The organism is Tenacibaculum sp. FZY0031 (genome assembly GCF_036350695.1).
Taxonomy (GTDB): Bacteria; Bacteroidota; Bacteroidia; order Flavobacteriales; family Flavobacteriaceae; genus Polaribacter.
In genome coordinates this window covers 197,246-213,110 of sequence record NZ_JAZDVY010000007.1, presented here as the reverse complement: position 1 = coordinate 213,110, position 15,865 = coordinate 197,246, and the positions used below count along the sequence as shown (strand labels likewise).

Annotated in this window: 20 protein-coding genes and 1 tRNA gene; 9 read left to right on the top strand and 12 right to left on the bottom strand. The window is 31.6% G+C overall.

What is annotated here, in order from left to right:
* Nucleotides 1–71: 71 nt before the first annotated feature.
* Complete coding sequence (locus tag V1T75_RS11775; protein WP_330488727.1) at nucleotides 72–683, bottom strand: DUF4230 domain-containing protein; 612 nt, start codon at nucleotides 681–683, stop codon at nucleotides 72–74.
* A 135-nt stretch (nucleotides 684–818) separates the two neighbouring features.
* Between V1T75_RS11775 and V1T75_RS11770 the strand changes: the two genes are divergently transcribed.
* The 6 genes from V1T75_RS11770 to V1T75_RS11745 all read left to right on the top strand — a co-directional run bounded on the left by V1T75_RS11770 (nucleotide 819) and on the right by V1T75_RS11745 (nucleotide 5,792).
* Nucleotides 819–1,916: a sensor histidine kinase gene (locus tag V1T75_RS11770; RefSeq protein ID WP_330488726.1), complete on the top strand. Its 1,098-nt coding sequence runs from the start codon at nucleotides 819–821 to the stop codon at nucleotides 1,914–1,916.
* 5 nt (nucleotides 1,917–1,921) lie between these two features.
* A complete protein-coding gene (locus V1T75_RS11765; protein ID WP_330488725.1) occupies nucleotides 1,922–3,247 on the top strand; it encodes a sigma-54-dependent transcriptional regulator in 1,326 nt (441 codons plus the stop codon).
* Nucleotides 3,248–3,430: 183 nt separating this feature from the next.
* Nucleotides 3,431–3,598, top strand: coding sequence for a hypothetical protein (locus tag V1T75_RS11760; RefSeq protein ID WP_330488724.1), 168 nt, complete (start codon nucleotides 3,431–3,433; stop codon nucleotides 3,596–3,598).
* A 63-nt stretch (nucleotides 3,599–3,661) separates the two neighbouring features.
* Nucleotides 3,662–4,963: a Glu/Leu/Phe/Val family dehydrogenase gene (locus V1T75_RS11755; protein WP_330488723.1), complete on the top strand. Its 1,302-nt coding sequence runs from the start codon at nucleotides 3,662–3,664 to the stop codon at nucleotides 4,961–4,963.
* 12 nt (nucleotides 4,964–4,975) lie between these two features.
* Nucleotides 4,976–5,395 carry a GreA/GreB family elongation factor gene (locus V1T75_RS11750; RefSeq protein ID WP_330488722.1) on the top strand — a complete coding sequence of 140 codons (420 nt, stop codon included), beginning with the start codon at nucleotides 4,976–4,978 and terminating at the stop codon, nucleotides 5,393–5,395.
* A 10-nt stretch (nucleotides 5,396–5,405) separates the two neighbouring features.
* Nucleotides 5,406–5,792, top strand: a complete 387-nt coding sequence (locus V1T75_RS11745) for a hypothetical protein (protein WP_330488721.1) — start codon at nucleotides 5,406–5,408, stop codon at nucleotides 5,790–5,792.
* Between the two features lie 88 nt (nucleotides 5,793–5,880).
* Here V1T75_RS11745 and V1T75_RS11740 read toward each other — a convergent pair whose 3' ends face one another.
* From V1T75_RS11740 to V1T75_RS11725, 4 genes are all read right to left on the bottom strand, one after another.
* Entirely contained in the window at nucleotides 5,881–6,591 is a 711-nt protein-coding gene (locus tag V1T75_RS11740) for a DUF2490 domain-containing protein (protein WP_330488720.1), read from the bottom strand.
* Nucleotides 6,592–6,594: 3 nt separating this feature from the next.
* Complete coding sequence (locus V1T75_RS11735; RefSeq protein ID WP_330488719.1) at nucleotides 6,595–7,227, bottom strand: class I SAM-dependent methyltransferase; 633 nt, start codon at nucleotides 7,225–7,227, stop codon at nucleotides 6,595–6,597.
* A gap of 83 nt (nucleotides 7,228–7,310) precedes the next feature.
* The gene (locus V1T75_RS11730) at nucleotides 7,311–8,174 is read right to left on the bottom strand and encodes a helix-turn-helix transcriptional regulator (RefSeq protein WP_330488718.1); all 864 of its coding nucleotides are present in this window, start codon (nucleotides 8,172–8,174) and stop codon (nucleotides 7,311–7,313) included.
* 115 nt (nucleotides 8,175–8,289) lie between these two features.
* Nucleotides 8,290–8,364, bottom strand: a tRNA-Pro gene (locus tag V1T75_RS11725).
* Between the two features lie 222 nt (nucleotides 8,365–8,586).
* Between V1T75_RS11725 and trxB the strand changes: the two genes are divergently transcribed.
* Nucleotides 8,587–9,525, top strand: a complete 939-nt coding sequence (gene trxB / locus V1T75_RS11720; RefSeq protein WP_330488717.1) for a thioredoxin-disulfide reductase — start codon at nucleotides 8,587–8,589, stop codon at nucleotides 9,523–9,525.
* Between the two features lie 51 nt (nucleotides 9,526–9,576).
* Here the strand turns inward: trxB and V1T75_RS11715 are convergent, their stop codons facing one another.
* The 5 genes from V1T75_RS11715 to V1T75_RS11695 all read right to left on the bottom strand — a co-directional run bounded on the left by V1T75_RS11715 (nucleotide 9,577) and on the right by V1T75_RS11695 (nucleotide 12,837).
* Nucleotides 9,577–10,188: an aspartyl/asparaginyl beta-hydroxylase domain-containing protein gene (locus tag V1T75_RS11715; RefSeq protein ID WP_330488716.1), complete on the bottom strand. Its 612-nt coding sequence runs from the start codon at nucleotides 10,186–10,188 to the stop codon at nucleotides 9,577–9,579.
* Nucleotides 10,189–10,304: 116 nt separating this feature from the next.
* Nucleotides 10,305–11,225 (bottom strand): hypothetical protein, encoded by a 921-nt coding sequence (locus tag V1T75_RS11710; protein WP_330488715.1) that lies wholly within the window; start codon nucleotides 11,223–11,225, stop codon nucleotides 10,305–10,307.
* Between the two features lie 54 nt (nucleotides 11,226–11,279).
* Nucleotides 11,280–11,723: a GNAT family N-acetyltransferase gene (locus V1T75_RS11705; protein ID WP_330488714.1), complete on the bottom strand. Its 444-nt coding sequence runs from the start codon at nucleotides 11,721–11,723 to the stop codon at nucleotides 11,280–11,282.
* A 173-nt stretch (nucleotides 11,724–11,896) separates the two neighbouring features.
* Complete coding sequence (locus V1T75_RS11700; RefSeq protein ID WP_330488713.1) at nucleotides 11,897–12,307, bottom strand: nuclear transport factor 2 family protein; 411 nt, start codon at nucleotides 12,305–12,307, stop codon at nucleotides 11,897–11,899.
* Between the two features lie 5 nt (nucleotides 12,308–12,312).
* Entirely contained in the window at nucleotides 12,313–12,837 is a 525-nt protein-coding gene (locus V1T75_RS11695) for a TetR/AcrR family transcriptional regulator (protein ID WP_330488712.1), read from the bottom strand.
* Nucleotides 12,838–13,017: 180 nt separating this feature from the next.
* On the opposite strand from V1T75_RS11695, the gene V1T75_RS11690 reads away from it, so the two are divergent.
* Both V1T75_RS11690 and V1T75_RS11685 read left to right on the top strand, forming a co-directional pair.
* Entirely contained in the window at nucleotides 13,018–13,773 is a 756-nt protein-coding gene (locus tag V1T75_RS11690) for an SDR family oxidoreductase (protein WP_330488711.1), read from the top strand.
* Nucleotides 13,774–13,850: 77 nt separating this feature from the next.
* The gene (locus V1T75_RS11685) at nucleotides 13,851–14,432 is read left to right on the top strand and encodes a TetR/AcrR family transcriptional regulator (protein ID WP_330488710.1); all 582 of its coding nucleotides are present in this window, start codon (nucleotides 13,851–13,853) and stop codon (nucleotides 14,430–14,432) included.
* Here the strand turns inward: V1T75_RS11685 and V1T75_RS11680 are convergent.
* Both V1T75_RS11680 and V1T75_RS11675 read right to left on the bottom strand, forming a co-directional pair.
* The gene (locus V1T75_RS11680) at nucleotides 14,421–15,215 is read right to left on the bottom strand and encodes a cation transporter (protein WP_330488709.1); all 795 of its coding nucleotides are present in this window, start codon (nucleotides 15,213–15,215) and stop codon (nucleotides 14,421–14,423) included. The two genes, V1T75_RS11685 and V1T75_RS11680, sit on opposite strands and share 12 nt — an antisense overlap.
* A 68-nt stretch (nucleotides 15,216–15,283) precedes the next feature.
* Nucleotides 15,284–15,829 carry a TPM domain-containing protein gene (locus tag V1T75_RS11675; protein WP_330488708.1) on the bottom strand — a complete coding sequence of 182 codons (546 nt, stop codon included), beginning with the start codon at nucleotides 15,827–15,829 and terminating at the stop codon, nucleotides 15,284–15,286.
* Nucleotides 15,830–15,865: the final 36 nt, after the last annotated feature.

Sequence of the window (15,865 nt, the reverse complement as noted above, 5' to 3'; positions counted from 1 at the left end):
TATAAGAAGAAAGAAAATGTAGAAATAAGTAATAACCTACATGTTTTATTAAGCTTCTTCATTATTGTTGATTATTCAATTAGATTTTGGGTTGATTCAGGAATTTTCAAAGCTGAATAATCCAACTTCCATCCAATGGTTTCTACTAAATTTTGCATTAAAGTAACAGCTTCTAAAGCTTCTTTATTTGCTGTTTGCATTAAGTTACTTTCAGGTATTTTTTGAAGAATATGTTCTTTAGCTTCTTTGTTTACTTCAGTTAAATCTTCAGAACTAAATTTGTTCAGTAATCCGTTTTGAATATCGTAGAAACGTAAATTAGGTTCTATTGAAAACACTTCGGGTTGTGGGAATTCAGATAAAATCAATACCTTTTTCTTCGTGTCGGTATGCATTTTTATTTTTCTAAAATCAAAACCGATATGCACTTTAGCATTAATTAGAATAATGGCTTTTTTCTTACTGGTAACAAGTCCTAAAAATTTTTCTTTGGTGTTTTCATGATGATATATCTCGGCAAACTCTCCTTCAACAGTAATTAATTTAGATACTTTTTTAATTTTATCTAACAAAACTACCGATTGTTTTTCGGTCAAATTTTTTCTTTTTACTGAGGTGAATTTTTTAAAAATGTAATAGGATGTAATGGCACCTCCTGCCAAACCTATAAAAAGTAATTCCATAATTACGAATTTACATAAAATAGCTAAAGCATAAAAGAGAATATATAATGTAGTAGTTTTTATAAATGAAGTAAGTGAAGGAGAGTTATTTTGTATTTTTATTCTCAGAAAGTAAATGAGTTTAAAAACTACTTAATGAGGTCAGCAAGCACAACAGAAAAAGAATTAAAAGAACGTATAAAAGAGTTAACTTGTTTATATGAAGTAACATCTTTAATAATAAATGCGAATCTCGATCAAGTTGATGTAACTTTAAAAGCAATTGCCAAAAGTTTAAAAAGAGCATTGCAGTTTCCAAAAAATACTAGAGTGTTTATCGACATAGAGGAATATTCTGAAGAGGAAACAAATACGGCAGAAGAATTATGCATAATTTCAAGTACTATTCCAGTATTTAATATTCCGAAAGGAAAAATATCAGCCTTTATAAAAGATAAAGAACTCAAAGAAAATTTATATCTCAAAGAAGAAAAAGTACTGTTTGACACTGTGGCAATAAAAATAGGAGGGCTTTTAGAGCGTATTGAAATAAAGAACAATGAGTTGTCGATGAAGCGTAAGATGGAACACGCCGACCGCTTATCAATTTTAGGAGAACTAACGGCAGGAATTGCCCATGAGTTAAATACTCCTCTAGCTAACATATTAGGTTACTCAGAACTATTGAAAGCAGATATGTCTAGTAATGAAAAGGGGTTGGCAGATGTAGATAAAATTATTCAAAGTGCTATTTTTTCAAGAGAAGTAGTAAAAAAACTCATGTATTTTGCTTGTGAAATGCCGCAAGAAATGAAAAAAGTAAACATAATTCCAAGTATAAAGGATGCTATAAACTTACTGGATGCTACTTTTAGAAGACAGTCTGTAAAATACTTAGTTAAAGTAGAAGAATCTGAATTGTGGTTACGAGCAGATACGGTTCAGCTCACTCAAATTATTTTTAATCTTATTATTAATGCTATTTACTTTTCACCTAAAGATGGATTGGTTACTATTGAAACATTTCAAACAGGTAAAGAAGTGGTGTTAAGAATTTCTGATGAAGGGATAGGGTTAAGTGATGAAGCTCTTGAAAAAGTATTTCAACCCTTTTTCACAACGAAACCAACAGGAGAAGGAACAGGGTTAGGACTGAGTGTTGTACACGGTATTGTGTCAAGTCATAAAGGAACAATAACAGCTAAAAATGGCATTGAAAAAGGTGCTATCTTTGAGGTAAGGTTACCAAAATAAAAGAAATGCCATTAAAAAAAGAAAATATATTAATAGTAGATGATGACGTTCATATCTTAGAATTGTTGCATCGACATTTACAATCTTGGAATTATCATACCTACAAGGCGATATCAGTTAAAGAAGCGGTTGCAATTTTAAGAGATACTTCAATTGATTTGTTAATAACCGATTTAAAAATGCCAGAAGTGGATGGTTTTGAACTTGTGAAGTTTGTTTCAGAACACTATCCAAAGCTACCTAAACTTATAGTAACTGGCTATCCATCAGTTCAAGATTCACTGGAAGCCATTAAGTCAGGAGTAGTAGCATATTTAACGAAGCCATTTACAAAAGAAGAGTTGAAAACGGCACTGGATGATGCTTTAAAAAAAGCAGCAATAAGCCAGAAAAAAACGACTCAAGAGAAAGAGAAAAAAAACTTTTATGGAGATATGATAGGCGCTTCAGAAAAGATTAATGAAATTTTTCAAATAATAGATCGAGTAAAAAATAATAAAGCTACAGTTTCTATTAAAGGAGAAAGTGGAACAGGTAAAGAGTTAGTAGCACGTGCAATACATTATGAAGGGAAATTTGCTAAAGGTCCATACATAGCGGTAAACTGTGGAGCAATTCCTGAGAATTTATTAGAATCTGAGTTGTTTGGTTATATAAAAGGCGCTTTTACAGGAGCAGATAGTAATAGGAATGGTTTTTTTCAAGCGGCTAATGGAGGAACTATTTTTTTAGATGAAATAGGCAATGCTTCGTTAAATGTACAATCAAAGTTATTAAGAGCTTTACAAGAAAAAGAAGTAGTGAAGGTTGGAGCTCAAAAAGCAGAGAAAATAGATGTTAGAATTATTGCTGCCACCAACAATAATTTAAAAGAGATGATTCAAAAAGGAACCTTTCGAGAAGACCTGTTTTATAGGTTGACAGTTGTTGAAATTGAGGTGCCTCCTTTGAGAGAAAGAAAAGAAGATATTTCTATGTTAGTAGAGAAGTTTCTGTTTAAATATGGAGTGGAGTATAAAGACAGGTTTGTAAAAATAAGTCCTAAAGCTTTAGCAATACTACAAAGATATAATTGGCCTGGAAACATTAGAGAATTAGAAAATATAATACAGCGTGCGGTGATTATGTCTGATCGTATAGTAGAAGTAGAGCATTTACCTGATGCACTCAAATATAATGTTGATTTTTCTGAGGAAAGATTAATCTCCTTAAAAGAAATGGAAAAGCGTCATATTCAATATGTGTTAAATGCAACTAATAACAATAAGACGAAAGCAGCAAAAATTCTTCAAATAGACCGCAAAACCTTGCGAGAAAAGCTAAAAGAATAATCACATTTTTTCTGAGTGTTTTTTCTCCACCTGGGGAGAAATTACCCGTTTTAATTTTTAATAAAAATTTATAAAAACTTCCATAGTCCTTTGTTTACAAAGGCTTGGGGGTTTTTCTGCTTTCTGGCATCTTTAACGGCATATCATTTGCCTTTAAAAGAAAGAATAAAATAGATATAATTTATGAATGCTAACCCTTTTAATATTTGCCCATCATGCACAGAGGTAAATATATGTGTGTTGACTGAATCTAAAGAAAAGGTATGGTCGTGTAGTGAGTATAATGAGGCAGATGTAAAAAAAGAAGAAGTACAGGTAGTCGCTATGGAAAAAGAAATGCAAGTTGTGTGAAAATAGAGAAAATACAACAGAAGAGAAATTTAAGAAAGCAAAATAAATTCAAACATAAGTGAGATGACTTTAACCAAAGAATTAAAAAAACCAGTGAAGCGAAAAAATGCTAGAGGAATGGTTGATAATGTATTAGAACAATTTAATAGTGCGTCTGATCAAATTGGTTTACACCCTAATATCCGTAAAATATTAAGTATTACGAATAACGAAATTATTGTTAATTTTCCTGTAAAGATGGATAATGGAGAGGTTGAAATTTTCCAAGGGTATCGTGTACAACACAACAATGCATTAGGGCCATATAAAGGAGGTTTACGTTACCATCCAACAGTAGATATAGATGCAGCAAGAGCTTTGGCTATGTGGATGACATGGAAAACATCTTTGGCAGGTTTACCATACGGTGGAGGTAAAGGAGGAATTCAAATAGATCCTGCAAAATATTCAAAAGGTGAATTAGAGCGTATTACTAGACGTTTTACGTTTGCATTAGGAGATAACATCGGACCAGAGCATGATATTCCTGCTCCAGATGTTAATACAAATGCTCAAACAATGGCGTGGATGGCTGATACCTATATGAGTACAAAAGCACCAGCAGAGCGTTCTATGAATCAACACGTAGTAACTGGTAAGCCTATAGGAAGTGGAGGGTTAGAAGGACGTGATAGAGCTACAGGTTATGGAGTTTTCTTAACCATTAAGTTTTGGATTGAAGAAAAAAACGAGACTTTACAAAATAAAACCTTTATAGTTCAAGGGTTTGGAAACGTAGGATACTGGGCAGCTTATTTCTTAGAGCAAGAAGGGGCTAAAATGATAGGAGTTCAAGATGCTTACGGAAGTATTTATAATATAAAAGGAATCAAAGTAGAAGACCTTTTTAATTATACAAAAGCTAATAATGGAAATTTAGTTGGGTATCCAGAATCAATGGAAATAGAAAAAGAAGATTTCTTTGCTACTGAATGTGATATTTGTATACCAGCAGCTTTGGGTAACCAAATAACTGAAGAGAATGCACATTTAATTAAAGCTAATTTAATAGCTGAAGGAGCAAATGGTCCTATAAACGTCGAAGGGGAAAAAATACTCTTAGAAAAAGGAATAACAATCATTCCAGACATATTGTGTAATTCAGGAGGGGTAATTACAAGTTATTTTGAATGGCTTCAAAACCGTAATGGTGAGTTATGGAATATGGATGAGGTTATTGTGCGCTTAGATAAGAAACTAAAAGACTCCTATACCAGGGTTTCAGACTATGCAAAGTTGGAAGGCGTAGACATGCGAAAAGCAGCTTACTGTATAGCGATACAGCGTATTGAAAAGGCTTATGTTCAACGAGGTATTTTTCCATAAAAAAGAAGTAAAATGAAACACGGAAGTTTAGTTTTAGAGAAAAAAGAGTATGTGTACATTAAGAGTTTGCTAAATGTTTCAGAGCATACTGAAGAAAATAAAGTACAAACATCACTAGATAAGTTTGCTGAAGAATTAAAATCGGCTAAAATTTTAGATGAAGAACAAATGCTTGATGATGTTATACGCTTAAATACTGTTGTAACTATAGCTTCTGGAGATGTTTGGGAAAAAACTATTCAGCTTGTAAAACCAACTGAAAAGGATTTGAAACAGAACAAGGTTTCTATTTTAACACCAATAGGTATAGCTTTATTTGGTTATGCTTTAAACGATGTAGTTCACTGGGATTTACCAGGAGGAAGGAAAGAAGTTAAAATTTTAAAAGTTACTCAAAAAGAGGGGGAAGAGAGTTTTAGTACCTTAATTTAAAGACAAAAAAATGACACATAATAATCACGGTAGCGATATAGATGTCGTACATAAATATAATCATGTAGAACTAAAAGGATGGGTAGATCAATTATGGTATATCAATAAGGAGATTGAAAATCTTTTAAATTTATATGAGTACTCCATAGTTAATAAAACTATTTCTAAAGAAACATTGAAACTTTTTTCCGAAAGAAAAAAAGTAAACAATGAGCTTTATAAAACGGTCTTATCATATTCAAACACCTATGCTAACGTAGCAGAGTGTGACGATATACAATGCGATATGGCCTATTTAGGAGAGTACGATAGGTTACGTGAGAGTTATCACAAAAATTTGGAAGCTTATCAAAAACTGAAAGATAGGTTTTTTGAGGAAGCTTTATTAAAAGAATAACATTCTTGTAAAGCAAGTATGTTAGATTTGTAGAGTTAGTTGTAAAACCTTGGAATCATGTAGTTCCAAGGTTTTTTTGAATCGTAAACTAAAGAGACTTCTTTTTAGTTCTAAAATCAATTTTGTGAGATAGTTTTACCATGAAAGTATGGTTGTTTTCAATACGGTTTTCTTTTATAATTATGTATTGATTCATATAGCCTGTACTTAAGGTCAAAGCATTATTTAAAGGAATGTCAAAAGCTCCATAAGCCCTGTTTTGACTAAAGTTTTTATTATTTGTATATTTATCGATATCTAAAAACACTTGATTAAAAAATGAGATACTTAGTTTTGTCTCACCTTCTTTAGATCGTATGATTGGTATTTTTGCACCAAATACTAACCGTAATCGGTGTCTTGTTTTGTCTTTCATGATACGCTGTTCTAACAGCATTCCATAATTAACGGAAACTTTTTTAATTTTATTTTTTATAGTAAAGTACTCATAAATACGATGCTCTATTCTTTTCTTGGGGACAGGATGTGCTCCATACGGAAATAGAACTACCCATTCATACCCGGCACCAAAACTTATATTCTTTAAGTGGTCGTAACTTGTACCAAGCCTTAGTTTTGACTGTTGCCAATCCTTGACAAAATTATGTCTGCTCCAAGAGTATAAGGTTTCAATATTGAACTTTTCAGTTAATTGATACTTGCCAGAATAATACCACCATGAATTCAACTGGTCGGCTTTTTGGGCATTACTCTTAAAAACTATAAATAGAAATACGACAGCCAGCAATTTCTTTATCATTGCTTAGCGTTTTTTGCCTATAAAACGAAGTACACTTCCTTTACCATTATGGCAATTTCCCTCATTTAAAAGAACTTCTCTTTCGTCTAAAGTTTGAATTTCAAAACCAGTAAAATCTTGTTGTATTTGTTCTATAGAAAAAAGCATGTCTATATCTTTTGGACCACCTATTTTGGGATTGTTATTCTGATATTTTAAATGATTTTTACTGAACGCTTCGAATATGATGTACCCTCCAGGTTTAAGAAGTGTAATTAACTTTTGATGAATTGCAGAAATTTTCCAGGCTGTAAAATGTGCATAGATTAAACCAATCACATCAAAAGATTCTTTTGGAAATTCAAGATCTTGTATATCGCCTACAATATACTTTAAGTTAACATCAAACTCTTTGGCTAATTTTAAGGCTTTATTTTTTCCTTCAGTACTTAAATCGGTAGCAGTAACATTCCAGCCTAATTTGGAAGCATATACACCATTTCTACCTTCACCATCAGCAGGTAACAAAAGAGTTCCTGTTTTTAATTTTTGAAGCTCTTCTTTAAAAAATAAGTTGGGTTCTTTGCCATAAGCAAAGTTGAGGTTTTGATATCTTTCATTCCAAAAATCTATATACTTTAAATCGCTTTTTTTCATCGTATTTTTATTTTATTTATACGATGTAAAAGTAAATAGGGGCTAAGTCGCTACGATAGGATTATTGTAAAGTAGTATGGTACTTATGTTTGTTTTTTTCTGAAAGCTTCTGGAGAGTAGCCAGTATGTTTTTTAAAAAAACGTATAAAATAAGAAACATCTTCATAGCCTAAATAATATGCTATTTGATTTATTTGGTTGGAAGATGCTAAAAGGTACCTTTTAGACTCTAGTATAATTTGTTCGTTAATAAGTTCGGATGCTGTTTTACCTAAAGTCTGTTTTGTTATGGCGTTTAACTGATAGTTAGATAGATTTAACATACTAGCATATTTTGAAACTTGTTTTATACTAGTAATGTTTGTTTCTAATAAATGTAGAAATTTCTCAAGAGATTCTTGAATATATAGATCCTTAGTGTTAGAATCTTTGTTGTTGGTGCTTTTTAACCTTAGTAATTCTATAAAAAGAATATGAAGATTAGATTTTATAACTTCTTTATATGCTTCAGCTTTTTCTTTGTATTCTGAAAAAATAGAGGTCAATAAAGGGGTAATTCTTGAAAAAAGGTTTTCCTCTAATTGATAATAATTTGAAGCACTCACTTTTTGTAATAAAAGATTCATCCCTTTATCAATAGGATAATAAAAATCAGTATTAAACTGAATCATAAAACCTTCACTATTACTTTTTAATTCTAATTCGTGTACTTGACCAGGTCGGATTATAAAAATAGTATGACCTGTAACATGATAATTAACAAAATCTATTTCGTGATTTCCAGTGCCTTTTTTTAATGCTAAAAAGAAGTAGAAATCGTGTCTGTGAAGTTCATGAACCATATCTTTCCCTTTAAGAAGTTCCTGAAGATTTTTAATCATAAAATCACCAGAAAGGTTAGGTTCTTTTTGAGAAGTGTTTAAATGTCTTACAGGGATGGTCTTCATGAGGTTAGAATCAAAAAAGTAATACAAATGTAACTAGAAAAAGAGTAGGGCAATAATAAGTAATTTTAAAAAATAAAAAAGTCCTATAAATCAGATGATTTTTAGGACTCTTTAGTCGGGGTGGCAGGATTCGAACCTGCGACCTCCTGCTCCCAAAGCAGGCGCGATGACCGGGCTACGCTACACCCCGAAAAGTGTAAAAATTCGTAGTGTAGTTTATCTCGAATAAAATGAGAGGCTACACCCCGAATAATTGGGACTGCAAATGTAGAAAAAAAAAGTAAACGACAAATAAAAAAATGAAATAATTATTAAATAATTTGACTTTATAAGACAATAGTTAAAATATATTTAAAAGCCGATAACTAGAAATAAAAAAAAATTACATTTGTAACTTCAAAAATTCAAGATAATGGCAGAAAAAATTAAATGTTTGATTATTGGGTCTGGTCCAGCAGGTTACACCGCAGCAATATATGCAGCGAGAGCAGACATGAAACCAGTTATGTATACAGGAATGCAAATGGGAGGACAATTAACTACCACAACAGAGGTAGATAATTTCCCTGGGTATCCTAAAGGTACTGATGGTACAGCAATGATGGAAGATTTAAAAAATCAAGCAGAGCGTTTCGGAACAGATGTGCGTTTTGGAATGGTTACGAAAGTGGAGTTTGCTGATAAAGAAGGAGGAATTCACAAGGTAACTGTAGATGAATCAACTGAAATTGAAGCACAAACTGTTATTATTTCTACAGGAGCAACGGCTAAATATTTAGGTTTAGAAAGTGAACAGCGCTTAATAGGTGGTGGAGTATCAGCCTGTGCTACTTGTGATGGATTCTTTTACAAAGGACAAGATGTTGTAGTCGTTGGAGCAGGGGATACAGCTGCAGAGGAAGCAACCTATTTAGCTAATATTTGTAGTAAAGTAACGATGTTAGTCCGTAAAGATTACATGCGTGCTTCTAAAGCAATGCAACATCGTGTAAACAAAACAGAAAACATAACGGTGTTGTACAATACTGAAATAGATGAGGTATTGGGTGAAAATGTAGTGGAAGGAGTTCGTGCGGTTAACAATCAAACAGGAGAGAAAACTGAAGTCCCTGTAACAGGAGTATTTATTGCGATAGGACACAAGCCAAACACTGAATTGTTTAAAGGTGTTTTAGACATGGACGAAACGGGGTATTTAATTACGAAAGGAAAATCTACTAAAACTAATTTACCAGGAGTTTTTGCTGCAGGTGATGTGCAAGATAAAGAGTATCGTCAAGCTGTAACAGCAGCAGGTACAGGATGTATGGCAGCTTTAGATGCTGAACGTTACTTGGGTGCGTTAGAATAAAACAACGGCTATATAAAATTATAAAGGGTACGCTAGCGTACCCTTTTTGTTTTAATTAGAATTTTCTTGACTCTCATTAATAAGTTGTCGAATCCAATCGTTAGGAATCATATCTATAGTAAGGTTTATACGTTCTTCTTCTCCATTATTTATTACTTTATGCGGATCGGTAAGTCGCATATACCAACATTCTCCAGGTTTCATTAATACAGGAGTGTTATTTAAATAAAAAGTTACATTTTCTTTGTTTAAGATAGGAATGGTAAGCCGAATTACTGATTTTTCAACTTCCAAGCCTAAGGTAGGATCTGTGTGTTCTTTAACTGTTGAATGTGGAGCCAGTCGAAGCAACCTAACTAAGTTTACGGTAGTATTCTCTTTAAAAAAATCAATAACACTAGTTAAGTATGGAGACTTTTTTAAAGCATTGGTATCTAACCAATCTGTCCACGAACCATCAGCATAATCTTCAGCAGGAGGGGGAAAAGGTAACGAGGTATCCACTAGGTGTGCAGGCGATCGTAAAGCAATTACATCATAATATTCAAAATTATCTAATTGCAAAGCTTTAGCTTCTTCAAGCATTTTAGGTACCTCAAAATTAAAGGGCAATTTAATACGATCACTGAAAGTATTCCTTGTTTTAGTAGTCACTGTTTCCATAGACGTAAGTTTATAAAAGGTTAGGTTAGTATATTGTAAAACTACAAAAAGTTACATTTTCTTCACAAGTGTTACATTTTGATAAAGTTACCTCTTTTATTCTGACTTTTTATAATTTAAAAGCAAGTATCACTTAATTTTTGACGATCAGATTTATAAACAGTAGGTATTGTTTGGTCAGGATTAATTTTAATACAAGTTAAATCAGGATTTCTGTCTACTCTTAAATCTTCAAGTTTTAAATTGTAACTAACCTCTAAATTAGCAAGTAAATTACTAGTAATATACAGGTGTTTTAAGTTCGTAAATGAATGAATATTAATAGTAGTTATTTGGTTGTCTGAAACCAAAAGCGTTTCTAAAGGGGTAGTATCATCTATATGTATAGAAGTAATTTTATTACTTGTTAATACTGCACTTTTCAATTTTGATGTGCCTTCTGTTTTAAATGAAGTTAGCAAATTGTTAGTTATAGTTAACTCTTCTAAAGAATTATTAGATATATTTAAATGAGTTAACTTGTTAAAAGATAAATGTAAGGTTTTCAACTTACTCGCTTTTTCTAAACCTGTAATAGTGGTAAGGTCGTTAGCATGAATATCTGCTAAAAGAAGATTAGGATTGTTACTAATGTCAATACTAGTTAAGTAGTTTGCGTTTAAATATAAGGTATCTAATTTTGTGTTAGAACTTAGGTTGATAGTTTCAATTTTTTGTCCAGCAGCAGACAAGTATGTTAGGTTCGTAAAAGCTTCCATTCCTGTTAGATCACTGGTTTTTCCAAAACTACTGTCTAAGTTTAAATTTAAGCGAGTAATTTTTTGCGCATCTTCTTTCGATATTTTTTGGTTGATACTCCCATCACTATCTAACTTTTGTTCTACTAATATTGCCTCAAAATGTTTGTCAGGAATGTGAATGTACGCTTCGTCTCCAGTATCAGGAGTTTCATCGTTACCAGAACATGAGGCAAAAAAAGATAGGGTGAAGATAAGTGAGATACAAGCGATTTTGTGTTTTAAAAGTACAGATTTCATGTGTTAACTTAGTTTTCTTAAGCGTAGCTTATATTTTTAATGAGTGTAAAATGTTTATTGTTTAGTTCGTTTCATATGCAAAATTGGGTAAGGTTTTCCTGCGGCATCAAGTTCAGAACGCTTGATTGTTTTAAACCCCAAATGATTGTAAAAACCAACAGCTTGCTCATTCTGTTCATTAACATCTACTTTATCTACATTCAATTTGTCAATTGAATATTCTAATAAGGTTTTTCCCACTTTTTTACCTCTATATTCAGGGTGGATAAAAAGCATTTCTAACTTTTGTTCGGCAACACCTAAAAAACCGACTATTTTTTCGTTGACTTTAATGCACTTTAACTCTACTGCATCTAAATACGTATTTAAGATAAGAGGTTTAAAATAAGCAATGTCTTCTTCTTTTAAAAAATGATGTGTCGCTCTAACGGAAGCTTCCCATAAGTCAACCACCTCTCGATATTCAGTTTTGTTTATAGTATCTACCTTATAATTCATTATATAGGTTCAATTAATTTACGAAAATTAATATATAATTCATTAGCTATTCTTAGAAGAGAAGGGGGAAGATTAGCTTTTTCCAATTTTTATTCAAGCTATAAAAATACAAAAAGTGACTCTGATGATTTATCAGAGCCACTGTTATTTTTTTGCTAAAAAAGTCAATAATTTTATAGATACCTATCAACTTCCTCTATTTCAAGATCATTAATACTCGCATATCTTTTTTTCATTTGTCCGTTATCATCAAACTCCCAGTTTTCATTACCGTAAGCTCTAAACCATTTGCCTTCTTTGTTTTGATATTCATATTCAAAGCGTACAGCAATTCTATTTTCACTATGTGCCCAATACTCTTTTTTTAGTTTGTAATTAAGCTCATTTTGCCACTTTTTACTCAAGAAGTTAATAATTTCCTCTCTACCGTTAACAAAGGTGTCTCTATTTCTCCATTCACTATCAATAGTGTACGCTAATGCTATTTTTTCAGGATTTTGAGAATTCCAAGCATCTTCTGCTAGTTGAATTTTTTGTTGAGCTGTTTCAAGAGTAAAAGGAGGAAGTGGATGTTTCTGTTCCATAATAATTATAGTAAGTTTTGTATGATTTTTTTTGATTTATATACTATTTCATTCGATTTAAAGAGTTGACTTTCTATGATAGCGCTTTCAAAAAGTAGATAACTATGTGTAGCAAGTAATTCGTTGTCTATTAACTCTTGAAAAAAGTTGTTCAATTCTTTTTTATGTAATTGAATTACGGTTAAAATACCTTCCTGTTCTTTAGATATTTCTGATAGAATATTCAAAAAACTACAGCCTCTAAAATTTTCTTTTGTATTCATATAAGCTATAAAATCGAATGCTAGTAATATCCTATCTTTTGAATTTTTACTTTTCGAAGTAAACTTAAAGAGTTCTTTAAACCAGAGCTCGTGTCTGTTATTTAAAAAGTCAATACACAAAGCATCTTTTGATTTAAAGTGTTGATAAAAACTTGCTTTGGCAACTTTAGCTTCTTTAATAACTTGGTTAATACCCGTGCTGTTATAACCTTGTTGATGAAATAAATGCGCAACTGTTTCTAATATACGTTCTCTAGGATTACTCATACTCTTAATTTTTGTCAAAGTTATATGAATTTTAAAGAACAGACAAGTCTGTTCGGATTTTTAACATTTTTAATTCAATACATAAGATGAATTTTTATTTGGAACAATCATTCTATTATGCGTATGTTTGTAAACGGAATGATTGTTCCAAAATAAATTATTAACTAAAAAAACAAAAAAATGAGTACATTAAAAGGTAAAATAGCCGTTGTAACCGGCGGAAATAGTGGAATTGGCTATGCATCTGCTAAAGAATTAAAAGACCAAGGAGCAACGGTTATTATCACAGGAAGAAATTCTGAAAAAGTTAAAGAAGCATCACAAAAGTTGGGAGTTAAAGGAATAGTTGCTGATGTTAAAGATATTCCTGCTATTGAGAATTTAGTAGCAGAGGTTAAAAAAGATTTTGAAAAAATTGATGTATTGTTTGTAAATTCGGGTATTTTTCAACCTGCTCCAGTAGGAGATATTAGCGAAGAAATGTTTGACCATCAAATGGCCATTAACTTTAAAGGAGCTGTATTTACTACCGAAAAATTCTTGCCCATTTTAAATGAAGGAGCATCCGTTATAAATTTATCCTCTATAAATGCTTATACAGGAATGCCTAATACAGCTGTATATGCAGCATCAAAAGCAGCGCTTAATTCGTATACACGAACAGCAGCGACGGAGTTGGCTCCAAGAAAAATAAGAATTAACTCAGTAAATCCAGGACCAATATCTACAGCAATTTTCGGAAAAACAGGAATGGAAGAAGAACAATTACAAGGTTTTGCTCAAACTATAGAAAATCGTATTCCTTTAAAGCGATTTGGACGACCAGAAGAAGTAGCAAAATTAGTTTCGTTTTTAGCATCTGATAACGCTTCTTTTATTACAGGAAGTGAATATAATATTGACGGAGGAATAAATGTTAATCCGCTATTGAGTTAATTTTTTTGAATATATTTGGAATGAAAGTTCCAATATGGTAATTTTGTGGAAGTGTAAACAACTTCCACATTTTTTATATGCCTAGAGTTAAATCATTTGACGAAAAAGAAGTACTAACCAAAGCAATGTGTTTGTTTTGGAAGCAAGGATATGCTGCTACTTCTGTACAAGATTTGGTAAGTCAATTAGGAATAAACAGAGCAAGTTTATACGATACTTTTGGAGATAAAGAACAGCTCTTTAAAAAGTCTTTCGAACTCTACAGAACTACTACAAAAAAGGGGTTAATAGAGTTTTTTCAAAATCATCCAAATGTGAAAGAAGGCTTTGCTGAGCTTTTTAATAAAGCTATACAAGAAGCTATTCTTGATGAAGATAAAAAAGGGTGTTTTGTGGTAAATGTTACAACAGAGCTTATTCCAAATGACGAAAGTTTACAAAAAGTCTTGATAGAAAATAAGCGTGATTTTGAAGACTTATTTTATGAATATTTGAAGGAGGCTAAGGAAAGAGGACAATTAAAAAATAGTGAAAACTTAAGGGCTATAGCTACTCTTCTTTACACACTTTACAATGGTATTCGAGTTGTTTCTAAAGTAGATCCTACTAACAAAGAGTTATCTAATTCTATAAATGTAGCCTTGTCTTTACTTACTTAGTTTTAAAATTCGAAAAGCTCCTTGAATTACTAAAACAAAAACAATGGTTCCGATAATCAAATCAGGTTTGTTAGAATTTAACCAGTGCACTAAAACTCCTGCTGTTATTACTCCTAAATTAATAATAATGTCATTTGAAGTAAAAATCATACTTGCTTTCATGTGAGCTTCTTCTTTACTTTTTGACTTCTGTAAAATATAAAGACAAATGCCATTTGCGATAAGTGCTAAAACCGAAACGATTATCATTGTTGAAAAGTTTGGAAGTTTTTCAGCACCAAAAAATCTTCTTAAAACTTCAACAAATCCAAGTAAAGCAAGAGTTATTTGAAAATACCCAGCAAGTTTAGCAATTCTTTTCTTTCTTGTTAAAGTTCCACCAACGGCAAAAAGGCTAATTCCATAAACAAAACTATCAGCAAGCATGCCTAGGCTATCAGCAACAAGTCCCATTGATTTAGAAATAATTCCCGTTGTCATTTCAACAATAAAAAAAGCAGCATTAATTCCGAGAACAGCCCAAAGTAATTTTTTCTGATTGGTGTTTTCTTCAAAATCAGTTTGACTGGTTTTTTCTGTAGAAACCCTTTTTCCGCCTAAGTTTAGTTCAATTACCGATTTTTCAATTACATCAACTTCTTCATTATGAAAAACTGTTAATTTTCTATTAGGAATGTCAAACTTTAAATTCGCTATACCAGAAATTCCGTCTAACTTCATTCGAATTAAACGCTCTTCAGAAGGACAATCCATTTTAGTTATTTCAAAGATAGTTTTATACATTGAATTTCTTTTTGAATCAGTAATAGGTAGGATAGTCTGTTGTTTTTATAGTTATGTAATAGATAGTACTATTCCCACTTAGTCATTAACTCAGTTATTCCTTTTTCAATACCAAGGTAATATTCTTCTTTTTTAAACTCAGGGATAATTGTTTTCTCAATTACTTCCTCACAAATTTCGTCTGTTAAAATTTGTTCAGTTCCAACGCCTGTAGAAATTCTTATTTTTTTTAGGGTTTTACTGAAAACAATAGTCAAGCCGTTATTTTTTTCTTTTTGACCTACCCCATTATAATTTGATAAGTCAATAGCGAATTGACTAAAATCGGTGTATTTTCCGATTGATTTAATAGAAACAATAGCTATTTGGTTGGAAGTCTTTTTCTCATATTCTCGAATTAACAAAGTTAATTTTTCCAGTTGTTCAATGGTGAAGAGAGATTCATAATCATTTACTACATTTTTTAGTGTGGGTAAATCACTTTCACCTAAATCGAGTTTGGTAAATTGAGCTTTTGGTGGATTAGGATTTGGTTCATTCTCCTCATTTTGTTGTAACTTACAGCTTGAAATTGTTAAAAAAGAGAGTATTCTTATTTTAAAGAAAAGTTTCATTTTTATACAACTAGTTTAAACAACTAATTTAGTAAA